Origin of the sequence: Synechocystis salina LEGE 00031 (assembly GCF_015207985.1) — a bacterium.
GTDB lineage: Bacteria > Cyanobacteriota > Cyanobacteriia > Cyanobacteriales > Microcystaceae > Synechocystis > Synechocystis salina.
The window spans coordinates 18,492-36,400 of the sequence record NZ_JADEVV010000029.1; the positions used below are offsets into that span (position 1 = coordinate 18,492).

The 17,909-nt window shown below is 50.3% G+C and carries 15 protein-coding genes and 1 tRNA gene; 13 read left to right on the plus strand and 3 right to left on the minus strand.

All coding sequences use genetic code 11. The features are described from left to right. The first annotated feature begins 111 nt into the window (after positions 1-111). Together IQ217_RS11140 and IQ217_RS11145 are read left to right on the plus strand one after the other, a co-directional pair. Positions 112-666: a cobalt chelatase gene (locus IQ217_RS11140; RefSeq protein WP_194019998.1), complete on the plus strand. Its 555-nt coding sequence runs from the start codon at positions 112-114 to the stop codon at positions 664-666. Positions 667-809: 143 nt separating this feature from the next. Next, positions 810-1,568, plus strand: coding sequence for a DUF928 domain-containing protein (locus tag IQ217_RS11145; protein WP_194019999.1), 759 nt, complete (start codon positions 810-812; stop codon positions 1,566-1,568). Here the strand turns inward: IQ217_RS11145 and IQ217_RS11150 are convergent. Continuing rightward, positions 1,499-4,297 carry a CHAT domain-containing protein gene (locus IQ217_RS11150; RefSeq protein ID WP_228024036.1) on the minus strand — a complete coding sequence of 933 codons (2,799 nt, stop codon included), beginning with the start codon at positions 4,295-4,297 and terminating at the stop codon, positions 1,499-1,501. The two genes, IQ217_RS11145 and IQ217_RS11150, sit on opposite strands and share 70 nt — an antisense overlap. 151 nt (positions 4,298-4,448) lie before the next feature. Here IQ217_RS11150 and IQ217_RS11155 point away from each other — a divergent pair, with 151 nt between their 5' ends. Continuing rightward, positions 4,449-5,195, plus strand: a complete 747-nt coding sequence (locus IQ217_RS11155; protein WP_190598751.1) for a FecR family protein — start codon at positions 4,449-4,451, stop codon at positions 5,193-5,195. A 64-nt stretch (positions 5,196-5,259) separates the two neighbouring features. Here the strand turns inward: IQ217_RS11155 and IQ217_RS11160 are convergent. Further along, a tRNA-Pro gene (locus IQ217_RS11160) sits at positions 5,260-5,333 on the minus strand. A gap of 79 nt (positions 5,334-5,412) precedes the next feature. Here IQ217_RS11160 and IQ217_RS11165 point away from each other — a divergent pair. Then, a complete protein-coding gene (locus tag IQ217_RS11165) occupies positions 5,413-6,189 on the plus strand; it encodes a DUF429 domain-containing protein (protein ID WP_194020001.1) in 777 nt (258 codons plus the stop codon). Positions 6,190-6,194: 5 nt separating this feature from the next. Here IQ217_RS11165 and IQ217_RS11170 read toward each other — a convergent pair whose 3' ends face one another. After that, positions 6,195-7,199 carry an alpha-E domain-containing protein gene (locus IQ217_RS11170; protein ID WP_190598749.1) on the minus strand — a complete coding sequence of 335 codons (1,005 nt, stop codon included), beginning with the start codon at positions 7,197-7,199 and terminating at the stop codon, positions 6,195-6,197. Between the two features lie 317 nt (positions 7,200-7,516). Between IQ217_RS11170 and IQ217_RS11175 the strand changes: the two genes are divergently transcribed. The 9 genes from IQ217_RS11175 to IQ217_RS11215 all read left to right on the plus strand — a co-directional run bounded on the left by IQ217_RS11175 (position 7,517) and on the right by IQ217_RS11215 (position 17,893). Next, entirely contained in the window at positions 7,517-8,164 is a 648-nt protein-coding gene (locus tag IQ217_RS11175) for a Uma2 family endonuclease (protein WP_194020002.1), read from the plus strand. A 98-nt stretch (positions 8,165-8,262) separates the two neighbouring features. Next, positions 8,263-9,687 carry a dihydrolipoyl dehydrogenase gene (lpdA, locus tag IQ217_RS11180; RefSeq protein WP_194020003.1) on the plus strand — a complete coding sequence of 475 codons (1,425 nt, stop codon included), beginning with the start codon at positions 8,263-8,265 and terminating at the stop codon, positions 9,685-9,687. A gap of 3 nt (positions 9,688-9,690) precedes the next feature. Next, on the plus strand, positions 9,691-10,182 hold the full coding sequence (locus tag IQ217_RS11185; protein WP_194020004.1) for a CRR6 family NdhI maturation factor: 492 nt from the start codon (positions 9,691-9,693) through the stop codon (positions 10,180-10,182). Between the two features lie 97 nt (positions 10,183-10,279). Then, a complete protein-coding gene (locus IQ217_RS11190; protein WP_347338265.1) occupies positions 10,280-11,038 on the plus strand; it encodes a HEAT repeat domain-containing protein in 759 nt (252 codons plus the stop codon). Positions 11,039-11,105: 67 nt separating this feature from the next. Continuing rightward, on the plus strand, positions 11,106-11,729 hold the full coding sequence (locus IQ217_RS11195) for a flavin prenyltransferase UbiX (RefSeq protein ID WP_194020005.1): 624 nt from the start codon (positions 11,106-11,108) through the stop codon (positions 11,727-11,729). Positions 11,730-11,977: 248 nt separating this feature from the next. Continuing rightward, complete coding sequence (locus IQ217_RS11200) at positions 11,978-12,358, plus strand: DUF7682 family zinc-binding protein (protein ID WP_190598743.1); 381 nt, start codon at positions 11,978-11,980, stop codon at positions 12,356-12,358. A 70-nt stretch (positions 12,359-12,428) separates the two neighbouring features. Next, a complete protein-coding gene (locus IQ217_RS11205; RefSeq protein WP_190598742.1) occupies positions 12,429-12,914 on the plus strand; it encodes a universal stress protein in 486 nt (161 codons plus the stop codon). 75 nt (positions 12,915-12,989) lie between these two features. Next, complete coding sequence (locus IQ217_RS11210) at positions 12,990-15,557, plus strand: EAL domain-containing protein (RefSeq protein ID WP_228024035.1); 2,568 nt, start codon at positions 12,990-12,992, stop codon at positions 15,555-15,557. Between the two features lie 248 nt (positions 15,558-15,805). Further along, entirely contained in the window at positions 15,806-17,893 is a 2,088-nt protein-coding gene (locus IQ217_RS11215; RefSeq protein ID WP_338117496.1) for an EAL domain-containing protein, read from the plus strand. The last annotated feature ends 16 nt before the right edge of the window (positions 17,894-17,909 follow it).

Sequence of the window (17,909 nt, forward strand, 5' to 3'; positions counted from 1 at the left end):
GCCTAACTCGTCAAAATCTAAGTATTTTTAAAGATCTAAGGTTTTTTTAAGAAAATTATTTTGCTAGTCCCTGCTAGTTCATAGATTTATTTCCATATATTTTCAACTATTATGCATCGCCTTGCTAGTCTTCCCGGTGGCTGGACCCCGACCATGGAAGGGGTTATTGTCATTGAGCAAACTCCGGCCCCACTAATTTTTTTAACCGCCGCCGACACTGACATTCAGGCGATCGCCAGGGTGTGGTCCCGGTTGCCCGGAAATTTTCCCTCCCTGCGGGTTTGTAATTTGCTTAATTTACAACAGTCCTTTTCCCTCGATGACTACGGCGATCGGGTGTTGAGCCATGCGGAGGTGATTGTGGTGCGGCTGTTGGGGGGAAAAAGTTATTGGCCCTACGGCTTAGAAGTGTTGGGGGAACTAACGCAAACCAAACCAGAGTTGAAACTATTTGTCTTGCCGGGGGACGATCGCCCGGATCCATCCCTGATGGACCAGTCCACGGTGCCCCTCACCGCAGTTCACTCCCTATGGCAATATTTTGCTGAGGGGGGAACGGAGAATATTCGTCACGGCTTAATGTGGTTAGGGGATTATGGTTTTGGCTGCAATTATCAGCCCCCTGGCCCCCAAATAGTACCAAAAGTGGGAATTTATCGTCCTTAAACGGTTTTTGCTCCACTGCAGACCCCTTAGCCTCCAGCCAAGGAGAATTTTCACTGGTCAGTCCTGCCACCGAACATCCCCTCGTTGCCCTGGGTAGACCTAGGCTAAGCTGGAACAATAAGTCCTCAATCCCTAAATTTGCCATGGTTAATCATCCTTTCCATCTTTTTTTAGCCAGTGCCCTAACCTTTACGGTGACTGCCCCCCAGACTATTGCTTCTGGCGTTGATGATTTGTCCTTTGGTTTGACCCCAGAAGAAACCCTAGTTAGCTTGAAATTCCCCCAAGCTGGCGATCGAGGCACCACCCAAAGCTCCGGAGGGGGAGGCACTAGGGGCGGCAGTTGTTTTACCCAGGCCAACACCAACCTCAGAATAGTTGCTCCCAGTCAAGATACGTTTACCGCCACGGCTAACCCTAGTCTGTTTGTTTATGTACCAGCTAACAGAGGGGTGGAAGGGGAATTTGTCCTCGTAGATGGGGCCGGGGAATTAATCCATAGCCAAACCGTAGCAGTGCCAGAAGGAGAAACTATTTTGGCGATCGCCGTTCCCACAGATGTAGCGCTGGAACCGGGCGGCGAATATGCCTGGGCATTTGCCGTTAATTGCACCATCGATAACCAAGTGGTGGGCAGTGCCGTGGAAGCGGGACTAGTACACCGGGAGTTGAGCGTTGAGGTAACAGAGGAGATTGAAGAAACCAATGAGCCCCTGGGCAAGGCTACCCTCTATGCCAACCAGGGCATTTGGCAAGACACCCTCATGATTGTGGCCAGTTTGCCGGAACAACGGGAAGAGTTGGTGGAATTGTTAGGCTCCGTGGGACTGGATCAATTCAGCGATGTGCCAATTATTTTTGTCGGTACCGATGAAGCCGGGGACGTGCCCTTGGCCAACTGACCACTGGGGTGCAAATTTTGCCATTCCCCCTGGAGGGTGAAACCGGCCCAATAATAGGGGGAAGCAAAACGGGGGTCTTCCTTTAATTTTTGCTGGGCCCATTGCAGAGCGGCGGCGGGGGCCATTTGCTGTTGCAGTAAACCCCGGTAAAATTCCGTCATCAAACGGGCGGTGGCTTCGTCGTCCACACTCCAAAGGCTGACCACTACCCGGGCAGCCCCGGCATACATAAACCCCCTAGTCAGGCCAATCAGTCCTTCACCTCGCACTTCCTGACCAAGCCCTGTTTGGCAAGCACTGAGCACCACTAAATCCGCTGGTAGGTTGAGATTGAAAATATCGTACAAACGCACGAAGCCATTGATCGGCTCCCCGGAGGGATTGAGCAGGGAAAGCACTAGTCCCGACAGTTGGGGATTTTTGCTGTTGAGAATGCCATGGGTGGCAAAGTGAATAAAACGGTATTGCTCCATGGTGTCGGCAAAAACCCGGGCCCTGGTGGCCTCAAAACCTAATTCATTTAAACTTGCTTCCGGGGGAAAGAGAGCGATCAGTTGCTCGGCTTCCTGTTCGGTGTAGGGGAGTCGGTCAAAATAAACCCCCGCATCCCTGGCGGACAGTTCCAAATCCACCGGCAAATTTTCCGGACGACGGGCGATCGCCGGGCCTAACCTTTCGTCGCTGGCGGTAAATACTGGATCCGCAAACACGGCCAGCAAATTGGGGGCCGGTTCCCTCTGGGCCGTATTTTGCCGCAGAATGCCTAGGGTGGAAGCGGAAGGCATGGTGAGCAATTCGTGGCGATCGACTAGATAGGTGGGGGGCTGGTTGGGGGGATTGTCTGTCACCAGGGCCCCAAAGGGTAGATATTGCAATACACCATCGGGCACAATCAGTAATCTTTTTCCTGCAATCACTGCCGGATCAGGAATTAACTGGCCATATAACTGGGCTCCTTGGCTAACGGCCAGGGGGCGACGAATGCGCTGGGTGGGCTCCAAAAAAGATTGACGAAAGGATTTAATGGCTTCGTCCAACTGGTCGGCCTTGGGAAGCACGTAACTCCGCAGACTGGATTGACCCACCACCCAGAGATAACTACGCTTTCTCCCCAGGGCATATTCCAACAACAGAGTTTCATCGTCTAAGAGGGCTTGGATTTGGGGCAAGTTCAACGGTTGGGGACGGGTAAGGGCGCTGTAGTCGGGGTTTTGTCGTTCAATCTGCCCTAAAATTCGGTCATACCGTTGCAATAGATCCGTTATGGTCTGGTCTAGTTCTGCTTGTTTTTGCGGATCATAATTAGAACTATATAACTTAATTTTATTTTCCTGTAGGGTATTGAGTTGTCGTTCAATGGTTTCTTTTTCGTTTAACAACTGAGAAGAAATTCCCTTGGTAATTTTCCCCGGAGTTTGGGCTAAAATATCCAACAAAGATCTAGCTTTGGCTGATTCACTGGCCACCAAAGCTTTTCCGTCCCAGCCTTGATTAGGTTCCCGTTGATGTTGTTCCATTAACAGATCAATATAGAACTGATAATAATCTTGTTTGGATGCCAAAAAGCTGGTCCTTAGATCATCGTTGCCAATGGCTTGCCGCAGGTTTTCCACTAAATAAATTGCCTTTTCAATTTCTGCCATGGCCTGCTCTACTTCTCCCTGTTGCTTCCAAGCCACCGCCAACCAATAGCGAGTTAAACTTTCCTTCAGGCGATCGCCAGTCGTTTGTCTTAGGGTTAAAGCCCGTTGATAGTAATCGAGCGCTGTGGGTAAATCCCCCTGCAAAAAGGCTAGATAACCCAAATTATTTAAGCTACTGGCTTCCCCATTTTTATCCCCCAATTGTTGCCAGATAATCAACGCTTTTTGATAGTTTTCTTTGGCCGTATTAAGTTGTTGATTTTGCACTTGCATAAAAGCAAGATTATTTAATCCCGCCGCCTGCCCCCGCACAAGATCCGGTGTGGCCCGATCGCCAAGGTCGTTGATCAAACTTTGCCAATGTTGGAAAGCACTTTCTTCCAGGGCTAAAGCCCCTTTTATATCCCCACTGGTGAATTTAACCTGCGCTAAATTATGTTCAATACCAGCGATATTACCTCGGTTTCCCAAGGATTGGGCCTGCTCCAAAGCCTTGTTATAAAAATACTCAGCCTGGGCCGTTGCCCCCAAGATAAAATACATTTGCCCTAATTCGTTCTGACTAATCACCTCCCCGGTTTTAAAGTTGGCTTCTTGCCAAAGCGCTAAAGACTTTTCTAGGCTTTCAAAGGCCTCCTGGTAACTACCCTGTTGTAATTGCAACTGGGCGATCGCCACCAGACTATTAGCCTCGGTTTGGGTATCCTCCAAGGTTTGGGCGGCGGTTAATAACTCTTGATAACAAGCCAAAGCCACCGCCGGTGGGGCCAACTGACGCTGAACCAAACAAAGAAAATTTAAAGTGACCGCCACCTGGGGTAAATTATTTTCCTGGCGCCAGAGGGCCAATGCCTGCTCCCAGGAACTTTGGGCCACTTGAAAATCTGTTAGGCTACCCTGCTGATAATGCTTAAGACCTTGATTAAAATATTGCTGGGCCGTGGCGATCGTGGTTTTATTTTCTCCATCCAAGATGGCCCCTGGGGAGGACTGGGCTGAAGATATTTGGCGCCATTCCGTACCCCCTAAAAGGCAAGCTGTGGCCACAGCAGCAAAGGCCAAGTTGAACAAAAAACGTACTGCCATGACCACTTTTTCTCCAATAAAATATGTTGATGAACAGCTAAGATAGAGGCGAAAAATTTTCCTATCTTGTTTAGACCCAGAGAGAAATCTACTTCCTTGGTCCCCTAACCAATTTTACGTTCCCCCACTGACCCTTTCCCGGTGCTATGCCATGATTACCCTACCTAGCTCCCCCAGCTTAAAACTTCTTAAAATAAGTGCCCTCAGCGCTTCTGCCCCGTTACTGGCTCTGGGATGGGCCGTGGCCCCCAGCCAAGCTCAAATCAGCCAAGCGGTGGTGCAAGAAATCATTGACGGTCCCCAGGTTTACATCGAGGAAATCCAGGCAAAAGTGGATGATCAAGCAGAATTTGGCCAGGTGATAGTGACCAAAAAATCCAGAGCCGGTATCTTGTTCAATAACGGAGCGGCGGGGAGATTGAGCGAAAATGCCAGTGTGATTGTGGGTCAATGTGTAGAGCTGGAACGAGGTCAATTACTGGCTAGTGGCCCGGTCAATGGTTGCATGGCGGGGGTCAGTGTGGCGGTGACCGGCACGGTGTATGTGATGGAAAGAAATAAAGGTCAATCGGGGGAAATTAAGGTTCTGGAGGGAGCTGTGTTGGTTAGTGATCCGGAAAACCCAGGGCAAACAACCCAGGTTAAAGCGGGGGAAAAGGTCAGTGTGTTGGAAGGCATCATCGGTTCCGTGATTCCCATGACCCCGGAAGAATTAGTAGCCCTGTTGAGTGGCAGTTTGTTCAATGGCTTCAGCATACCCATCACTCCCGATGGAGCCTTGCAAAGTATGTGTTCCAATTTGTTACCGGGGCTGAGTTGTTCCACCAATGGAGCGAGCTACTCTCCCCCCATTCCCAGTTTGCCGGTATCCATTCCCTTGCCCAGATTCGGCTTCTAACAGGTAGTCAGCAAAAAGCCTTCCCCTAAGCTAATTTGCTCCTGGAGAAGGCTTTTCAGTTGAATCGGAGCGGCGGGATTTGAACCCACGACCCCCACTACCCCAAAGTGGTGCGCTACCAAGCTGCGCTACGCCCCGAATTTCACAGAATCTAATCTTAGTCCTCCCCTGTGGCCCTTGGCAAGTTTTTTGGCAAATATTTGCGAGTGTTCATTTGATGAAATTTATTGGCATTGATTTAGGTTGGAGCTCTGGGGAGAGTGGACTATGTCGTTTACGGCTGGAATCAGCCCCTGCTGGCGATCGCCTTTGGGTGGAGGACATTACCTGTCGGTTGAGCTTGGCAGATATTTTTGCTTGGCTAGATGAGGGGTTAACCGCCCCGGAGGGGGCCATGGTGGCGGTGGATGCCCCCACAATTATTCCCAATGTCGGGGGGACAAGGCTGCCCGATCGCCTAACCCACAAATATTTTGGCAAGTACCATGCGGGTTGTTATCCAGCTAATTTGGCTAGACCTTTTGCGGCAAGAACCACAGAAGTGGGTAAATTGCTAGAAGAACGGGGTTTTCTCCATGCCCCGCAGATAGAGCCCCAACGGCAAGGGCGTTACCAAATTGAAGTGTTTCCCCATCCCGCCATGGTGCAACTTTTTCAGCTAGAGCGGATCATCAAATACAAAAAAGGGAACCTAGCCCAAAAAAGGCAGGGTTTGCTGGAGTTACAGTCCCACATTGAAAATGTTTTGCCCCAACTAACGCCGGCCCTGGACCTTACCCTTCCCCCTGGCATGGAGCCTTGGCGATCGCTGTTAACACTGAACGGCAAGGAACTAAAACGCCAGGAAGACCAATGGGATAGTCTAATCTGTGCCTACATTGGTGCCTATTGGTGGTACTGGGGCCGGGAACGGAACTGGGTGCTAGGCGATGCAAGTACGGGTTATATTGTGGTGCCCACTTTGAGCGCTGACCAACCTGTACCGGATGGGTAATGGGTCTAAAAACTCGCTAGGGATTGCTGTTGGGTCTGACTTTGACTTTGCACTGGCGCCGGCGATAGCACTGGCTCATTGACAAAAAATGTCTGGGCCATTTTAACCCCGACTTCGTTCACTTTAGCTTGGATTTCTTCCAAAAATTCGTGTAGCCCTTGGCTAATAACGTCTTCGATGGTGATGTAGCCCATTTCTCCACAAAGCCGACCCAGGGCCCTTTCTGCATCATTGCGCCAGGAACCTTGGGGAGTACCAGTAACTTCATGCAGTGACCGCTGTACCTGGAGTAAGCAAAAGTGGATAGAACGGGGAAATTTTTGGTGCAAAATCAAAAAACTGGCCACGTTGGCGGGGGTGATACGCCGCTGACTCTTGCGATACATTTCGTAGGCACTGGCGGATTTGAGTAGGGCAATCCATTCCACCTGGTCCAGGGGAGTACCCACCCATTCCACCGAAGGCAGCAGGTAATAATACTTCACATCCAAAATGCGGGCGGTTTTATCAGCCCTTTCCTGCAGGCGCCCCATCTGGCCAAAGTGCCAAGCTTCGTTATGGGTCATGGTGGCGTCCATAATACCGGCAAAGCGATGGCTAGATAGTTTCACCCGGGCAAAAAAGTCGGCAATGTTAGCCGGAGGGCGATCGCCCGCTTCTTTGACCATGAGGTAAAAGCGATTAATTTCCTCCCACATTTCCGAAGAAATAATTTCCCGAATGGAGCGGGCATTTTCCCTAGCCATGTTCAGACAGGAAAGGATGGAGTTGGAATAATGCTGGTCGAAGGTGAGGAATTTGATCACATTGGCCTTGGTAACTTCGCCGTAATGCTGTTTGAAAAAGCCCAAATCCCCAGTGGTCATGACCAAAGGCTCCCATTGCTGTTGGGCGCCGTAGGGCAAATCCAACATTAGGTAAAGGTTCACGTCCACAAAGCGGGCAATATTTTCCGCCCGTTCGATGTAGCGGTTTAGCCAGTAAACGGAGTCAGCAACACGGCTTAGCATAATTTTCGGTTTTTTCCAATTACGGATCCAGGGCCCATTGTACAAAGCTCCCGGTGGTTCAATATGTTGCCATTCTGACGGAATGGTCGGGAGTCTTCTCCTGTTGAAAGCCGAGCCTGCTTTAAGTCCTCAACTTGCCCCATTGGCGATCGGGTTATCATGGATAACTGCTGGCGTAGCCAAGCCTGGGGAGCAATGCTGCAGGTAAGGTCAAAATAGCGGTTTGGCCAGTAGCGAGAAGGAAAAATCGATGAAAATGGCAAACTTTGATGGGGTGTTAGAATCGGGCCACATCTGAGCGTTTGGAGCCCCAGACCATGACCGCCGCCCTAGACCAAATCATTATTTATCCCGATAGTGATGGACAACCAATGGCAGATAATACCCTACAGTTCCGTTGGATTGTACTGATTAAAGAAAATTTAGAATGTGTTTTTCGAGATCATCCAGATGTGTTTGTAGCGGGAGATTTATTATGGTATCCGGTGGAAAGACACCCAGAAATACGGGTTGCCCCTGATGTGATGGTAGTTTTTGGTCGCCCCAAGGGGGAGCGGGGTTCCTACCAACAGTGGCAAGAAGGGAATATTGCCCCCCAGGTAGTGTTTGAAATTTTATCGCCGGGTAATAGATTGAAGGAAATGGCAAAAAAATTGGTTTTTTATGACCGACATGGAGTAGAAGAATACTACATTTATGATCCCGAACGGGTTGACTTTACGGGATATGTGCGACAGGGAGAAAATTTGGTCGTGATTGAAACTATTAATGATTGGGTCAGCCCCTGTTTAGGAACACGTTTTGTCCTCACCCAAGAACAGTTGGAAATTTACGATCCCCAAGGAAATCTTTTTTTGACAACAATAGAATTTTCGGAGCGGGCTAAGCTGGCGGAGCAGGAAAATGAACGGTTAAGGGCGTTATTGCGGCAGGCTGGTATTTCTGATGGACTGGGGTCGAACTAATCGAAGATGATGGCCGATCGCCTAGGCGGGGGTCAACTTTCCAGAGGTTGCCCTTAGCCCCTAAACTAAAGTCTTGACAGATTGAGGTGCAAGCAACGATGAGTCAGGATTTTGATTACGATTTGGTGATTATTGGCGCTGGTGTTGGGGGCCACGGAGCCGCTCTCCACGCCGTTAAATGTGGTCTGAAAACCGCCATCATCGAAGCCAAGGATATGGGGGGCACCTGTGTTAACCGGGGTTGCATTCCTTCCAAGGCTCTCCTGGCTGCCTCCGGTCGAGTCCGGGAAATGTCCGACCAAGACCATCTTCAACAGTTAGGCATCCAAGTCAATGGCATTACCTTCACCAGAGAGGCGATCGCCGCCCATGCCAACGACCTTGTCAGTAAAATTCAAGCTGACCTGACCAATAGCCTTACCCGTCTCAAAGTAGATACCATCCGGGGTTGGGGAAAGGTTTCTGGCCCCCAGGAAGTAACGGTGGTGGGGGACAATGAAACCCGCATTCTCAAAGCCAAAGAGATCATGCTGTGCCCAGGCTCCGTACCCTTTGTCCCCCCCGGCATTGAAATTGACCATAAAACAGTCTTTACCAGTGACGAAGCGGTGAAGTTGGAAACGTTGCCCCAGTGGATTGCCATCATCGGCAGTGGTTACATTGGTTTGGAATTTTCCGACGTGTACACGGCTCTGGGTTGTGAAGTGACCATGATTGAAGCCCTGCCGGACTTGATGCCGGGGTTTGATCCGGAAATTGCCAAAATTGCCGAACGGGTGCTGATTAAATCCCGGGATATTGAAACCTATACCGGCGTTTTTGCTACCAAAATAAAAGCAGGCTCCCCGGTGGAAATTGAACTCACCGATGCCAAGACTAAAGAAGTAGTTGAAATCCTTGAAGTGGACGCCTGCCTAGTGGCCACGGGGCGCATTCCTGCCACCAAAAATTTAGGGCTGGAAACGGTGGGAGTAGAAACTGATCGCCGGGGCTTCATTGAAGTTAACGATCAGATGCAAGTGACCAAAGATGGCAAGCCGGTGCCCCATCTCTGGGCGGTGGGGGATGCCACGGGCAAAATGATGTTGGCCCATGCCGCTTCTGGCCAGGGCGTGGTGGCCGTGGAAAATATCTGCGGCCGCAAAACTGAGGTGGACTACCGGGCCATTCCGGCGGCGGCCTTCACCCATCCTGAAATTAGCTACGTGGGCCTAACAGAAGCCCAAGCCAAGGAACTAGGGGAAAAGGAAGGGTTTGTGGTTAGTACGGCCAAAACCTATTTTAAAGGTAATTCCAAGGCCTTGGCGGAAAAGGAAACCGATGGCATTGCCAAAGTGGTCTACCGCCAGGACACCGGGGAATTATTGGGGGCCCACATCATTGGCATCCATGCATCGGACCTAATCCAAGAGGCCGCCCAGGCGATCGCCGACCGCAAATCAGTGCGGGAATTGGCCTTCCATGTCCATGCCCACCCCACCCTGTCGGAAGTGTTGGATGAAGCCTACAAACGGGCGGTTTAAACCATGGTCACCATTACCGTTACCCCAGAGCAATTGAGTCATTTGGATCTGGCCCCAGTGCAATCGTGGCTGGAGCAGACCATTGATCTGAGCCTGAATCGGATTGATGAATCTGCCCTGGCCACCATCGAAAAACGGGTACAGTTTGACATTCAATTTCCTAGGCAAGAAGGCGATCCCAGGGAATTATCGGAGATTCCCGAAGTTCGCCTCTGGTTTATTCGCCTAGATAGTCTTTATCCCTGGTTTCCCCTTTGTTTAGATTGGCAAGCAGGGGAATTTACCCGCTATGCGGCCATGCTGGTGCCCCACGAATTCCATCGGGTGGATGGCATCCAGTTCAATCCTGAAGCCTTGGATCTGTTTGTTATGGGCAAAGTGTTTGTGTTGGCGGACTGGTTAAAAAAATATCAACTACCGGCCCAGTTCCGTCTTAAGTCCTTAGCTCAACTGTTGGGCTACGATTTGGACGAGAATTTTTTAGCCCAGCTATAGTTGCCTTGGCGCAATTTCGAACCGTTACCCCAAGATAATATCCGGTTCAACCGGAGCAAGGCAGGCCACGGTGCCCCAGCCAAGGGGGTCAAATTTCGTGCGAAAATATGGAGCTATGCGTAACCAAGATGATGTGCTACTGGAGGACTCCTGGGTTGATCCCCTGGACCAATTGGACGACGACGTAGCCCCCCCACCCCCGGACCCCGATGAAATGTTGGCGCTTCTTACCAGTAGGGAAGCCCCACAGAGGATGCTGGCGGCCCGGGCCTTTTGTGAAATTGCCGATCGCCGGGCAGTGGAGCCGCTGATCAATTTATTACGGGATAGCTGTCCCCTGGTGCGGGTGAGTGCGGCCTATGCGTTGGGGCGTAATACTGACCAGGCCATAGTGGAACCGCTCATTCAAAGTTTGCAAACGGATTTTAACGGTTATGTCCGCAAAGGATTGGTCTGGGCCCTGGGCAATTGTGGCGATCGCCGGGCCTTAGCTCCTTTAATCCATGCTCTAAAAACCGACATTTCCGCCGTGCGTCTCTGGAGTGCCAGCAGTTTACCCAACATTGCCAAATTGGCCTACGAAGATGTTATTGCCACCATTCCTCCTTTAATAGAGGGTCTGAGGAGGGACAAAATGGGCGCTGTCCGCAGTAATTGTGCCTGGGCAGTGGGGCAACTGTGTCGGGAATTGCCCTCCAATGTGGTCTATGCCACGGCGATCGATGCTCTCTTAGAAGCTCTAGTGGAAGATGAAGATTTTGGCGTGAAGGAAGATGCCAAATCCGCCCTACTACGACTGGGGGACGCCAGGGGACTACAGATGATTGAAGACTTGGAAATGGACGGTCTGATCTAATACGTCGATTGGTTTGTAAAGATATGTAAAGAGAAACAGTTAAAAACTAACTAAAAATCAACACACCATGGCACAACCTTTGATTTTAGGGGTCAGCGGTGCCTCTGGGCTAATTTATGCCGTCAGAGCCATCAAGCATTTACTGACGGCGGACTACACCATCGAACTGGTGGCTTCCCGGGCCAGCTACCAAGTTTGGCAAGCGGAACAAAATATTCAAATGCCAGGGGAACCCTCCGCCCAGGCAGACTTTTGGCGGCACCAAGCTGGGGTGGAAACCGGTGGAAAACTTATTTGTCATCGTTGGGGAGATGTGGGGGCCACCATTGCCAGTGGTTCCTACCGTTGCGCCGGCATGGTGGTGATGCCCTGTAGCATGAGCACGGTGGCTAAACTAGCGGTGGGCATGAGTTCCGATCTATTGGAGCGGGCGGCGGATGTGCAAATCAAAGAAGGCAAACCCTTGGTGGTGGTACCCAGAGAAACGCCATTCAGTTTGATCCATCTGCGCAATCTCACCAGTTTGGCTGAAGCCGGGGTCCGGATTGTGCCCGCCATTCCCGCTTGGTATCATCGCCCCCAATCCGTGACAGATCTAGTGGACTTTGTCGTAGCCAGGGCCTTGGATCAATTGGCGATCGACTGTGTACCCCTGAGTCGTTGGCAAGGAGGGCCGACCCCCGAACTGTGATGAAGAGGGACGCCAGGGGCAAGACCATTGCCTTTAGTCCATGGCAGCATTGACCCAGGGCTTTGGTTTGGGCCATTGTTCCGTCACGGGGATTAGCCGCTAAGCTATAAAAAAACCGCCCCATGTCGGCGGCTGTGGGCAAAGTTTGGCATTGCCGCCAGAAAGGTTGAGGGGAGGTGATTGATTAGGGCGCGGTTGTCAAGCAGTTTGTTCTACAGATGCTCACCCTCCACCCAACTGTAAACACCATGGCAAGACGTAAAAAAACTTTTCCCTGTGGCCATAAGGGTTATGGCCAAGAATGTCATCGCTGTGTGCAAAAACACATTGACCAAGAGGAAAGGAAACAGTCCCGGGCCGCTTGGAAAGCTACCTTTGAGGAAGATCCCATTGATTTGACCCATCTCCCCCGCAACGTGGTGATTAAGGCTAGGCAAATTCTGGCGGGGTTAGCGGAACAGAACGACTACCGCGAATTTTATGGCAAACGCCTTAGGCACGATCGCCTAGTGATCAGTATTCCAGTCACTAGACATTACCGGCTAATTTGTCAGGATGATGGCGATCGCCTAGAGCCAAAAGAAATCGTCTCCCACGAAGATTACAATGTATGTAAACCAGGGCATTGAAAAAGCATTCTGTCCTGTGGGAAATAAGGCGCAAATCTTTGCCCACTGCTCAAAGCCTTGGAGGGTTACCTTGTTCAACCGTATTCTCGTCGCCTTGGATCTGTCCCCTGCAGGTCAAGAAGTTTTAGAAAAAGGTTTATCCCTAGCCAAGGCCTATGGGGCTTCCCTGTTGTTGCTCCATGTGTTGTCCGCCGAAGAAGAGGGCAGTCCTTTGCCCATCCCGGTCAATATGGATGAAATTTACCCTGCTGTGGGCAATGAATTAACTATGGAAGTGTGGCAACAGCAATGGCAAACCTTTGAACAGGAAGGGTTAGACACCCTGGAAAAGCGCCGTCAGCAAGCATTGGGTTTGGGCATCCACTGCCAAGCGGAACAAATTTTGGGCAGTCCAGGCAAAATTATCTGCCAGCGAGCCAAAGAGGATAACAGTGACATCATTGTGGTGGGGCACCGGGGCCGGTGGGGAATAAGCGAAATTCTCCTTGGTAGTGTGGGTAACTATGTCTTTCACCATGCCCACTGTTGCGTGTTTGTGGTGCCAACCCCGGACTGAGAGGCGATCGGGTCCTGAAGTTGACCGCCGAGCTTGCCCAAGTTAAATAAAACTATCCCCTGAGCCATGCCCCCCATGAGTAACGATTCCATTGTCCGCCACGTTCTGGTCATTGAGGATCAGAAGTCTCGCCGCATCGTTTCCCTGGAAGAAAACACCTACGACATTGGTCGAGACCCCGCTAGTGCCATCCCCATTTACGATCGCCAAGTTTCCCGCCACCACGCCACCCTGATCCGGGTTAACGACTACCAAAATCATCAATACACCTATCGTCTAATTGACGGCAATCTCCAGGGTAAACGCAGTACAAATGGCATAGTGATCAATGGTCAGTATTGTCTTTCCCACGAGTTGGAACACGGGGACGTAATTCGCTTTGGCAACAAGTCCAAAGCCAGTTACCACATTATGAATTTGACCACGGAGTCGGAGGAACAACCCTATGGAATCGAACCAGTATCGGTGGCTGCCAACCCGATCATGGGGGAAACCTACGTGGATCCCCTCAACTTTGCCCTGGCTGACCACGAGTATGGAGAAGGGGCCGGGTTTGACCATGAAGCAGTGGAAGTAGAGGAAGATTCATCCTTTTCTACGGCGGTGGTCTATAACGAGGAACTGCAGGATGTGGGCCGCAGTGCCCCAGGGCCAAGCCATCATCCGCCGGCCACCCTGAGCGAAAATAGTACCCAGTTAATTGTTGAGTTGACCACCGCAGGGCGGGTACTCTACGCCAACGGGGCAACGAAAGCCTTATTTCCGGAATTAATGGCCATCCAGTCCCAACATCCCCTAATCCAAGGGCTCGCCAATTTATCCCTCACCAGGGAGGGCTTGCAGTTGGAGCGGGATATTCCCATCGGCCAACAAATTTTCCACCAGCGGGTTTTCCTCGAGCCAGACCGGAGTCGCTTGCAGTGCTACAGCGAGGACGTAACCGAGTATCGCAAAATGGAGCAAGGGTTGAACGACCTCCACCATCGTTTGCGTGCCTATCGGGAATATACGGCCACAGGTTTTCTACTGGTGGATGCCCGCACCAAAACCGTGGTTGAAGCCAACAGTGCTTTTTGCCAATTATTGGGCTACGAAGAACCGGAAGTTCTAGACCTCACCCTTTATCAATTGATGGCCGCGGAACGGCCAGTGATCGAAGAACTATTAATTAATTTGGAAACCCAAGATTACCTATCGGTACCGGAACTGGAATACCGCAATCGGGAGGGGCAAACGGTGCAGGTGAAGGGGGAAGTCTATCGCCAACCCTGGGAAGACAGGGAAGTGTACTGTTTTGTCATGCGCACCCCCCGGGGTCGCCAGGGCTATTCAGAAACCTTGGCCAACCAGGCGTTGTATGACCCCATTACCAAACTCCCCAACCGAGTCAATTTGCAGAAGGAGCTTTCCCTCGCCATCGATGCGGCGGCCCACCATCAGCATCTCATGGGGGTAATGTTCATCCACCTGGAGATTCTCAATCGCGTTAACCAGGCTTATGGCTTTAGCTTTGGGGATGAGGTTTTTATTGCCTTCCACGGGGCGATCGCCGATTGTATGCGCTCCGGAGATACCGTCGGGCAATGGGATAGCAACACCTTAGTGATTATTCTAGCCAAGATCAAAAGTCCCCAGGATTCCATTCGTCTAGCGGAAAGAATTTTAGATCGTCTGAAAAACCCCGTAACAGTGCGGGAACGGGAAATTATCTTTAATGTCAACATTGGCATTTCCGCTTACCCCAACGATGGTAACCGGGCCGAAGATTTACTCTCCCGGGCCAATACTGCCCTGCAAAAATTACGCCAAACTGGTTTTAATCGCTACCAGTTCTATGATCCGAAGTTTAGCACCGCAGCCCTCCATCAAGCCCGCCTAGAAAATCTTCTCCAACAGGCGATCGCCAAACGCCAACTTACCCTGCAATACCAACCCCAAATTCATCTCCAAAGTGGAGAGATTACCGGCATGGAAGCCCTACTCCGTTGGGAACATCCGGAAGTGGGAGAGATTGCCCCCGAAAAAATTATTCCCATTGCCGCCCGTAGTAATCTCATTTTTGAACTCAGCGATTGGATTTTTCGCACCGCTTGTCAACAAAATGTAGATTGGCAAAAAGATGGTTTGCCCCCCCGGGCGATCGCCATTAACCTCTCAGCGCGAGAATTTTACCGCCAAGACTTGGTGATGATGGTAGGCAAAACCCTAGAGGAAACCGGCTTGGATCCCCAATGGTTGGAGCTAGAAATCACCGAAAATACCCTGCGACAACAACCGTCCAAAGCCCTGGCTATTCTCCAAGACCTCAAAGCCTTTGGCGTCAGAATTGCCCTAGACGACTTTGGTCGCGGCCAAATGGGCATTGGTTTTATCACCCAGTTTCCCCTCACCGCCATCAAAATTCATCAAGGATTCATGGCCCAATTGCGGGGTACCCCCCAGGAAATGGCCATTCTCCAGTCCATACTTGTATTGAGCCAGGGCTTCCAATATCGTCTAGTGGCCGAAGGGATAGAAACCGAAGCCCAACTCAGCCTGATCCGGCAACTGCAATGCCAAGAAGTACAAGGATTTTTGTTGAGTCGTCCCCTACGGAAACGGGAAATGGGGCAATTTTTACAGAAACAATTACACCAAAGCTAGGTCTTATCCCCATCATTAAAACTAACCGCAACTTGCCTTCATTGATGGTCCGCCCAAACCTCGAGTAAACCGTTAATAAAGTTTGCCTAAGAAGTACGATCAAACCGCTAGGGGTTATGTCAAACTAGAGGTGGGGTCGCAATTTAGCCAGATTTTGTCTCCATCATCGGGTCAAGATAAATATTTCCCTTGCCCATCCGCCCATCCTTGCTGTTATGACTAACCTGCCTGAATTTCGACATATATTTGTGATCGAAGATCAAAAAGCCCGTCGTATTATTTCCTTGGACGAACCAACCTATTCCATCGGACGGGAATCCAGCAATGATATTGTCATTTACGACCAGGTGGTATCCCGTCATCACGCCACCCTGATTCGCATCAAACCCACCCCCCAAAATGAAAGTTATTCCTACCGGATTTTAGATGGGGATTTGGAAGGCAATCGCAGTACTAATGGTCTGATTATCAATGGTCAGGATAGTGAATCCCACGACCTGCAGCATGGAGATGTGATCCTATTTGGCAGTCAGTCCAAGGCTAGTTACTACATCGTTTCCACTTCCTTGGAAATCGCTATGTTCAACCCCTTGGAGGCCATGTCCTTTGAAGACCTGTCGCGCCAAAGTTTAGGGGAATATACCAGCAAATCTACCATTATTAATGAAGAGGAACAGGAAGCCTCCCGTTTGGCCCCTAGTTCCGCTGATTTGGTGCGTTTTTCTTCTTTTGCTGAGCTTAGTCCCCATCCCATTGTGGAAATTGATTTCAATGGCAAGATCGTTTATCTAAATCCCCCCGCTAGCATTAAGTTTCGGGATATCAATGACCGGGGGGTTAGCCATCCTGTTCTGGAAGGTCTGCTTAACCAAGCCCAAAACGTCCGGGGCAATTTGCTTTTGCGAGAAGTGAAAAATGGGGATGAATGCTATGAGCAATACGTTCATTATTTAACTGAAAATCAAATTATTCGTAGTTACTTAATTGACATTACCCGGCGACAACAAGCAGAAGATAGTTTAGCCCAACATACTTTCTACGACCCCATGACCGGGCTACCTAACCATGCTTTTTTTGAGGAACAATTGGCGATCTCCTTGGCAAAAGTACAGCGAGACCAGAGTCGGTTGGCGATCCTATTCCTCAATTTTTATAACTATGAACGGATGATCAACGCCTTCGGACTGGGGTGTGGGGAAATTCTCCTCAAAACCGTAGCCAAACGCTTGAGCCAGTGGACGGAGAAGAAAGGCTTGGCCTGCCGCTGGCAGGGAAAACAATTTGCCATTTTGCTCAAGGAACCGGGGGATAATCAAGCCCTCACAGAAACCGTTAAGGAAATGCTGGCCATGCTGGAGGAAGGCATTGATGTGGCCAAACAAAAAATTCACCTTAAGGGTAAGGTGGGCATCGCCGTTTATCCCGATGGCGGTAGCGATGGGGCTAGCCTACTGAAAAATTCCCACACCGCCCTGGAACAGATTAAGGAAAAACACTTTGACTCCTTTGCCTTCTTTAACGAAAAGGCGGCCTCCAAAGCTAACCTGTTTTTTCGCTTGGAAAATCTCCTCTACGAGGCTTTGGACAAGCAACAGTTTTATCTGACCTACCAGCCCATTCTCCAGATCAACACGGGGGAAATTACCGGCATGGAGGCCCTGTTGCGTTGGCACCACCCTGAAATTGGCGAAATTTCTCCAGTTAATTTGATTCCCCTGGCGGAAAAAACTGATTTAATTGTGCCCATCGGTGAATGGATTCTAAGAACCGCCTGCCAACAGAATCGGCAATGGCAAGCGGCGGGAGTTCCCCCTTTGCCGGTGTGTATTAATCTCTGCCTCAACCAATTTCAAAATCCCGACTTGATTTCCAATATTCAAAGTATCCTAGAGGAGAATCAGTTGGAGCCCCACTGGTTGACCATTGAGGTGACTGAGAGCATCATTATGGAAAACATCGACTATTCCCGTCGGGCCATCGAGCAGTTAGCCGCCATGGGGGTCAATCTTTCCCTCGATGATTTTGGTGTTGGCTTGGGTAGTCTGTCCTGCTTGCAACAGTTTAAGATTCCCGCCGTCAAGATCCACCAGTCCTTTATCAAGGATTTGGACCACAGTCCCGTCAACGAGGCGATCGTTACTGGCATTATGACCCTAGGGAGAAAATTGGGCATCCGCATAATTAGTGAGGGCGTAGAAACCCAACAGCAGTTGGAAGTACTACAAAAACTACAATGCCAGGAAATACAAGGTTTTTGGTTCAGTAAACCCCTCAAAGTTGATGCCGCGACAGAACTTTTAAGTCAAAATAAAATCAAGGCTGATCCTCTGGCATAACTTAGAATTGATAGTT

What these genes read in the sequence shown, in the direction of transcription:
- IQ217_RS11140 (WP_194019998.1), top strand. Translation starts at nt 112, where the DNA reads ATGCATCGCCTTGCTAGTCTTCCCGGTGGCTGGACCCCGACCATGGAA.
- IQ217_RS11145 (WP_194019999.1), top strand. Translation starts at nt 810, where the DNA reads ATGGTTAATCATCCTTTCCATCTTTTTTTAGCCAGTGCCCTAACCTTT.
- IQ217_RS11150 (WP_228024036.1), bottom strand. Translation starts at nt 4,297, where the DNA reads ATGGCAGTACGTTTTTTGTTCAACTTGGCCTTTGCTGCTGTGGCCACA.
- IQ217_RS11155 (WP_190598751.1), top strand. Translation starts at nt 4,449, where the DNA reads ATGATTACCCTACCTAGCTCCCCCAGCTTAAAACTTCTTAAAATAAGT.
- IQ217_RS11165 (WP_194020001.1), top strand. Translation starts at nt 5,413, where the DNA reads ATGAAATTTATTGGCATTGATTTAGGTTGGAGCTCTGGGGAGAGTGGA.
- IQ217_RS11170 (WP_190598749.1), bottom strand. Translation starts at nt 7,199, where the DNA reads ATGCTAAGCCGTGTTGCTGACTCCGTTTACTGGCTAAACCGCTACATC.
- IQ217_RS11175 (WP_194020002.1), top strand. Translation starts at nt 7,517, where the DNA reads ATGACCGCCGCCCTAGACCAAATCATTATTTATCCCGATAGTGATGGA.
- lpdA (WP_194020003.1), top strand. Translation starts at nt 8,263, where the DNA reads ATGAGTCAGGATTTTGATTACGATTTGGTGATTATTGGCGCTGGTGTT.
- IQ217_RS11185 (WP_194020004.1), top strand. Translation starts at nt 9,691, where the DNA reads ATGGTCACCATTACCGTTACCCCAGAGCAATTGAGTCATTTGGATCTG.
- IQ217_RS11195 (WP_194020005.1), top strand. Translation starts at nt 11,106, where the DNA reads ATGGCACAACCTTTGATTTTAGGGGTCAGCGGTGCCTCTGGGCTAATT.
- IQ217_RS11200 (WP_190598743.1), top strand. Translation starts at nt 11,978, where the DNA reads ATGGCAAGACGTAAAAAAACTTTTCCCTGTGGCCATAAGGGTTATGGC.
- IQ217_RS11210 (WP_228024035.1), top strand. Translation starts at nt 12,990, where the DNA reads ATGAGTAACGATTCCATTGTCCGCCACGTTCTGGTCATTGAGGATCAG.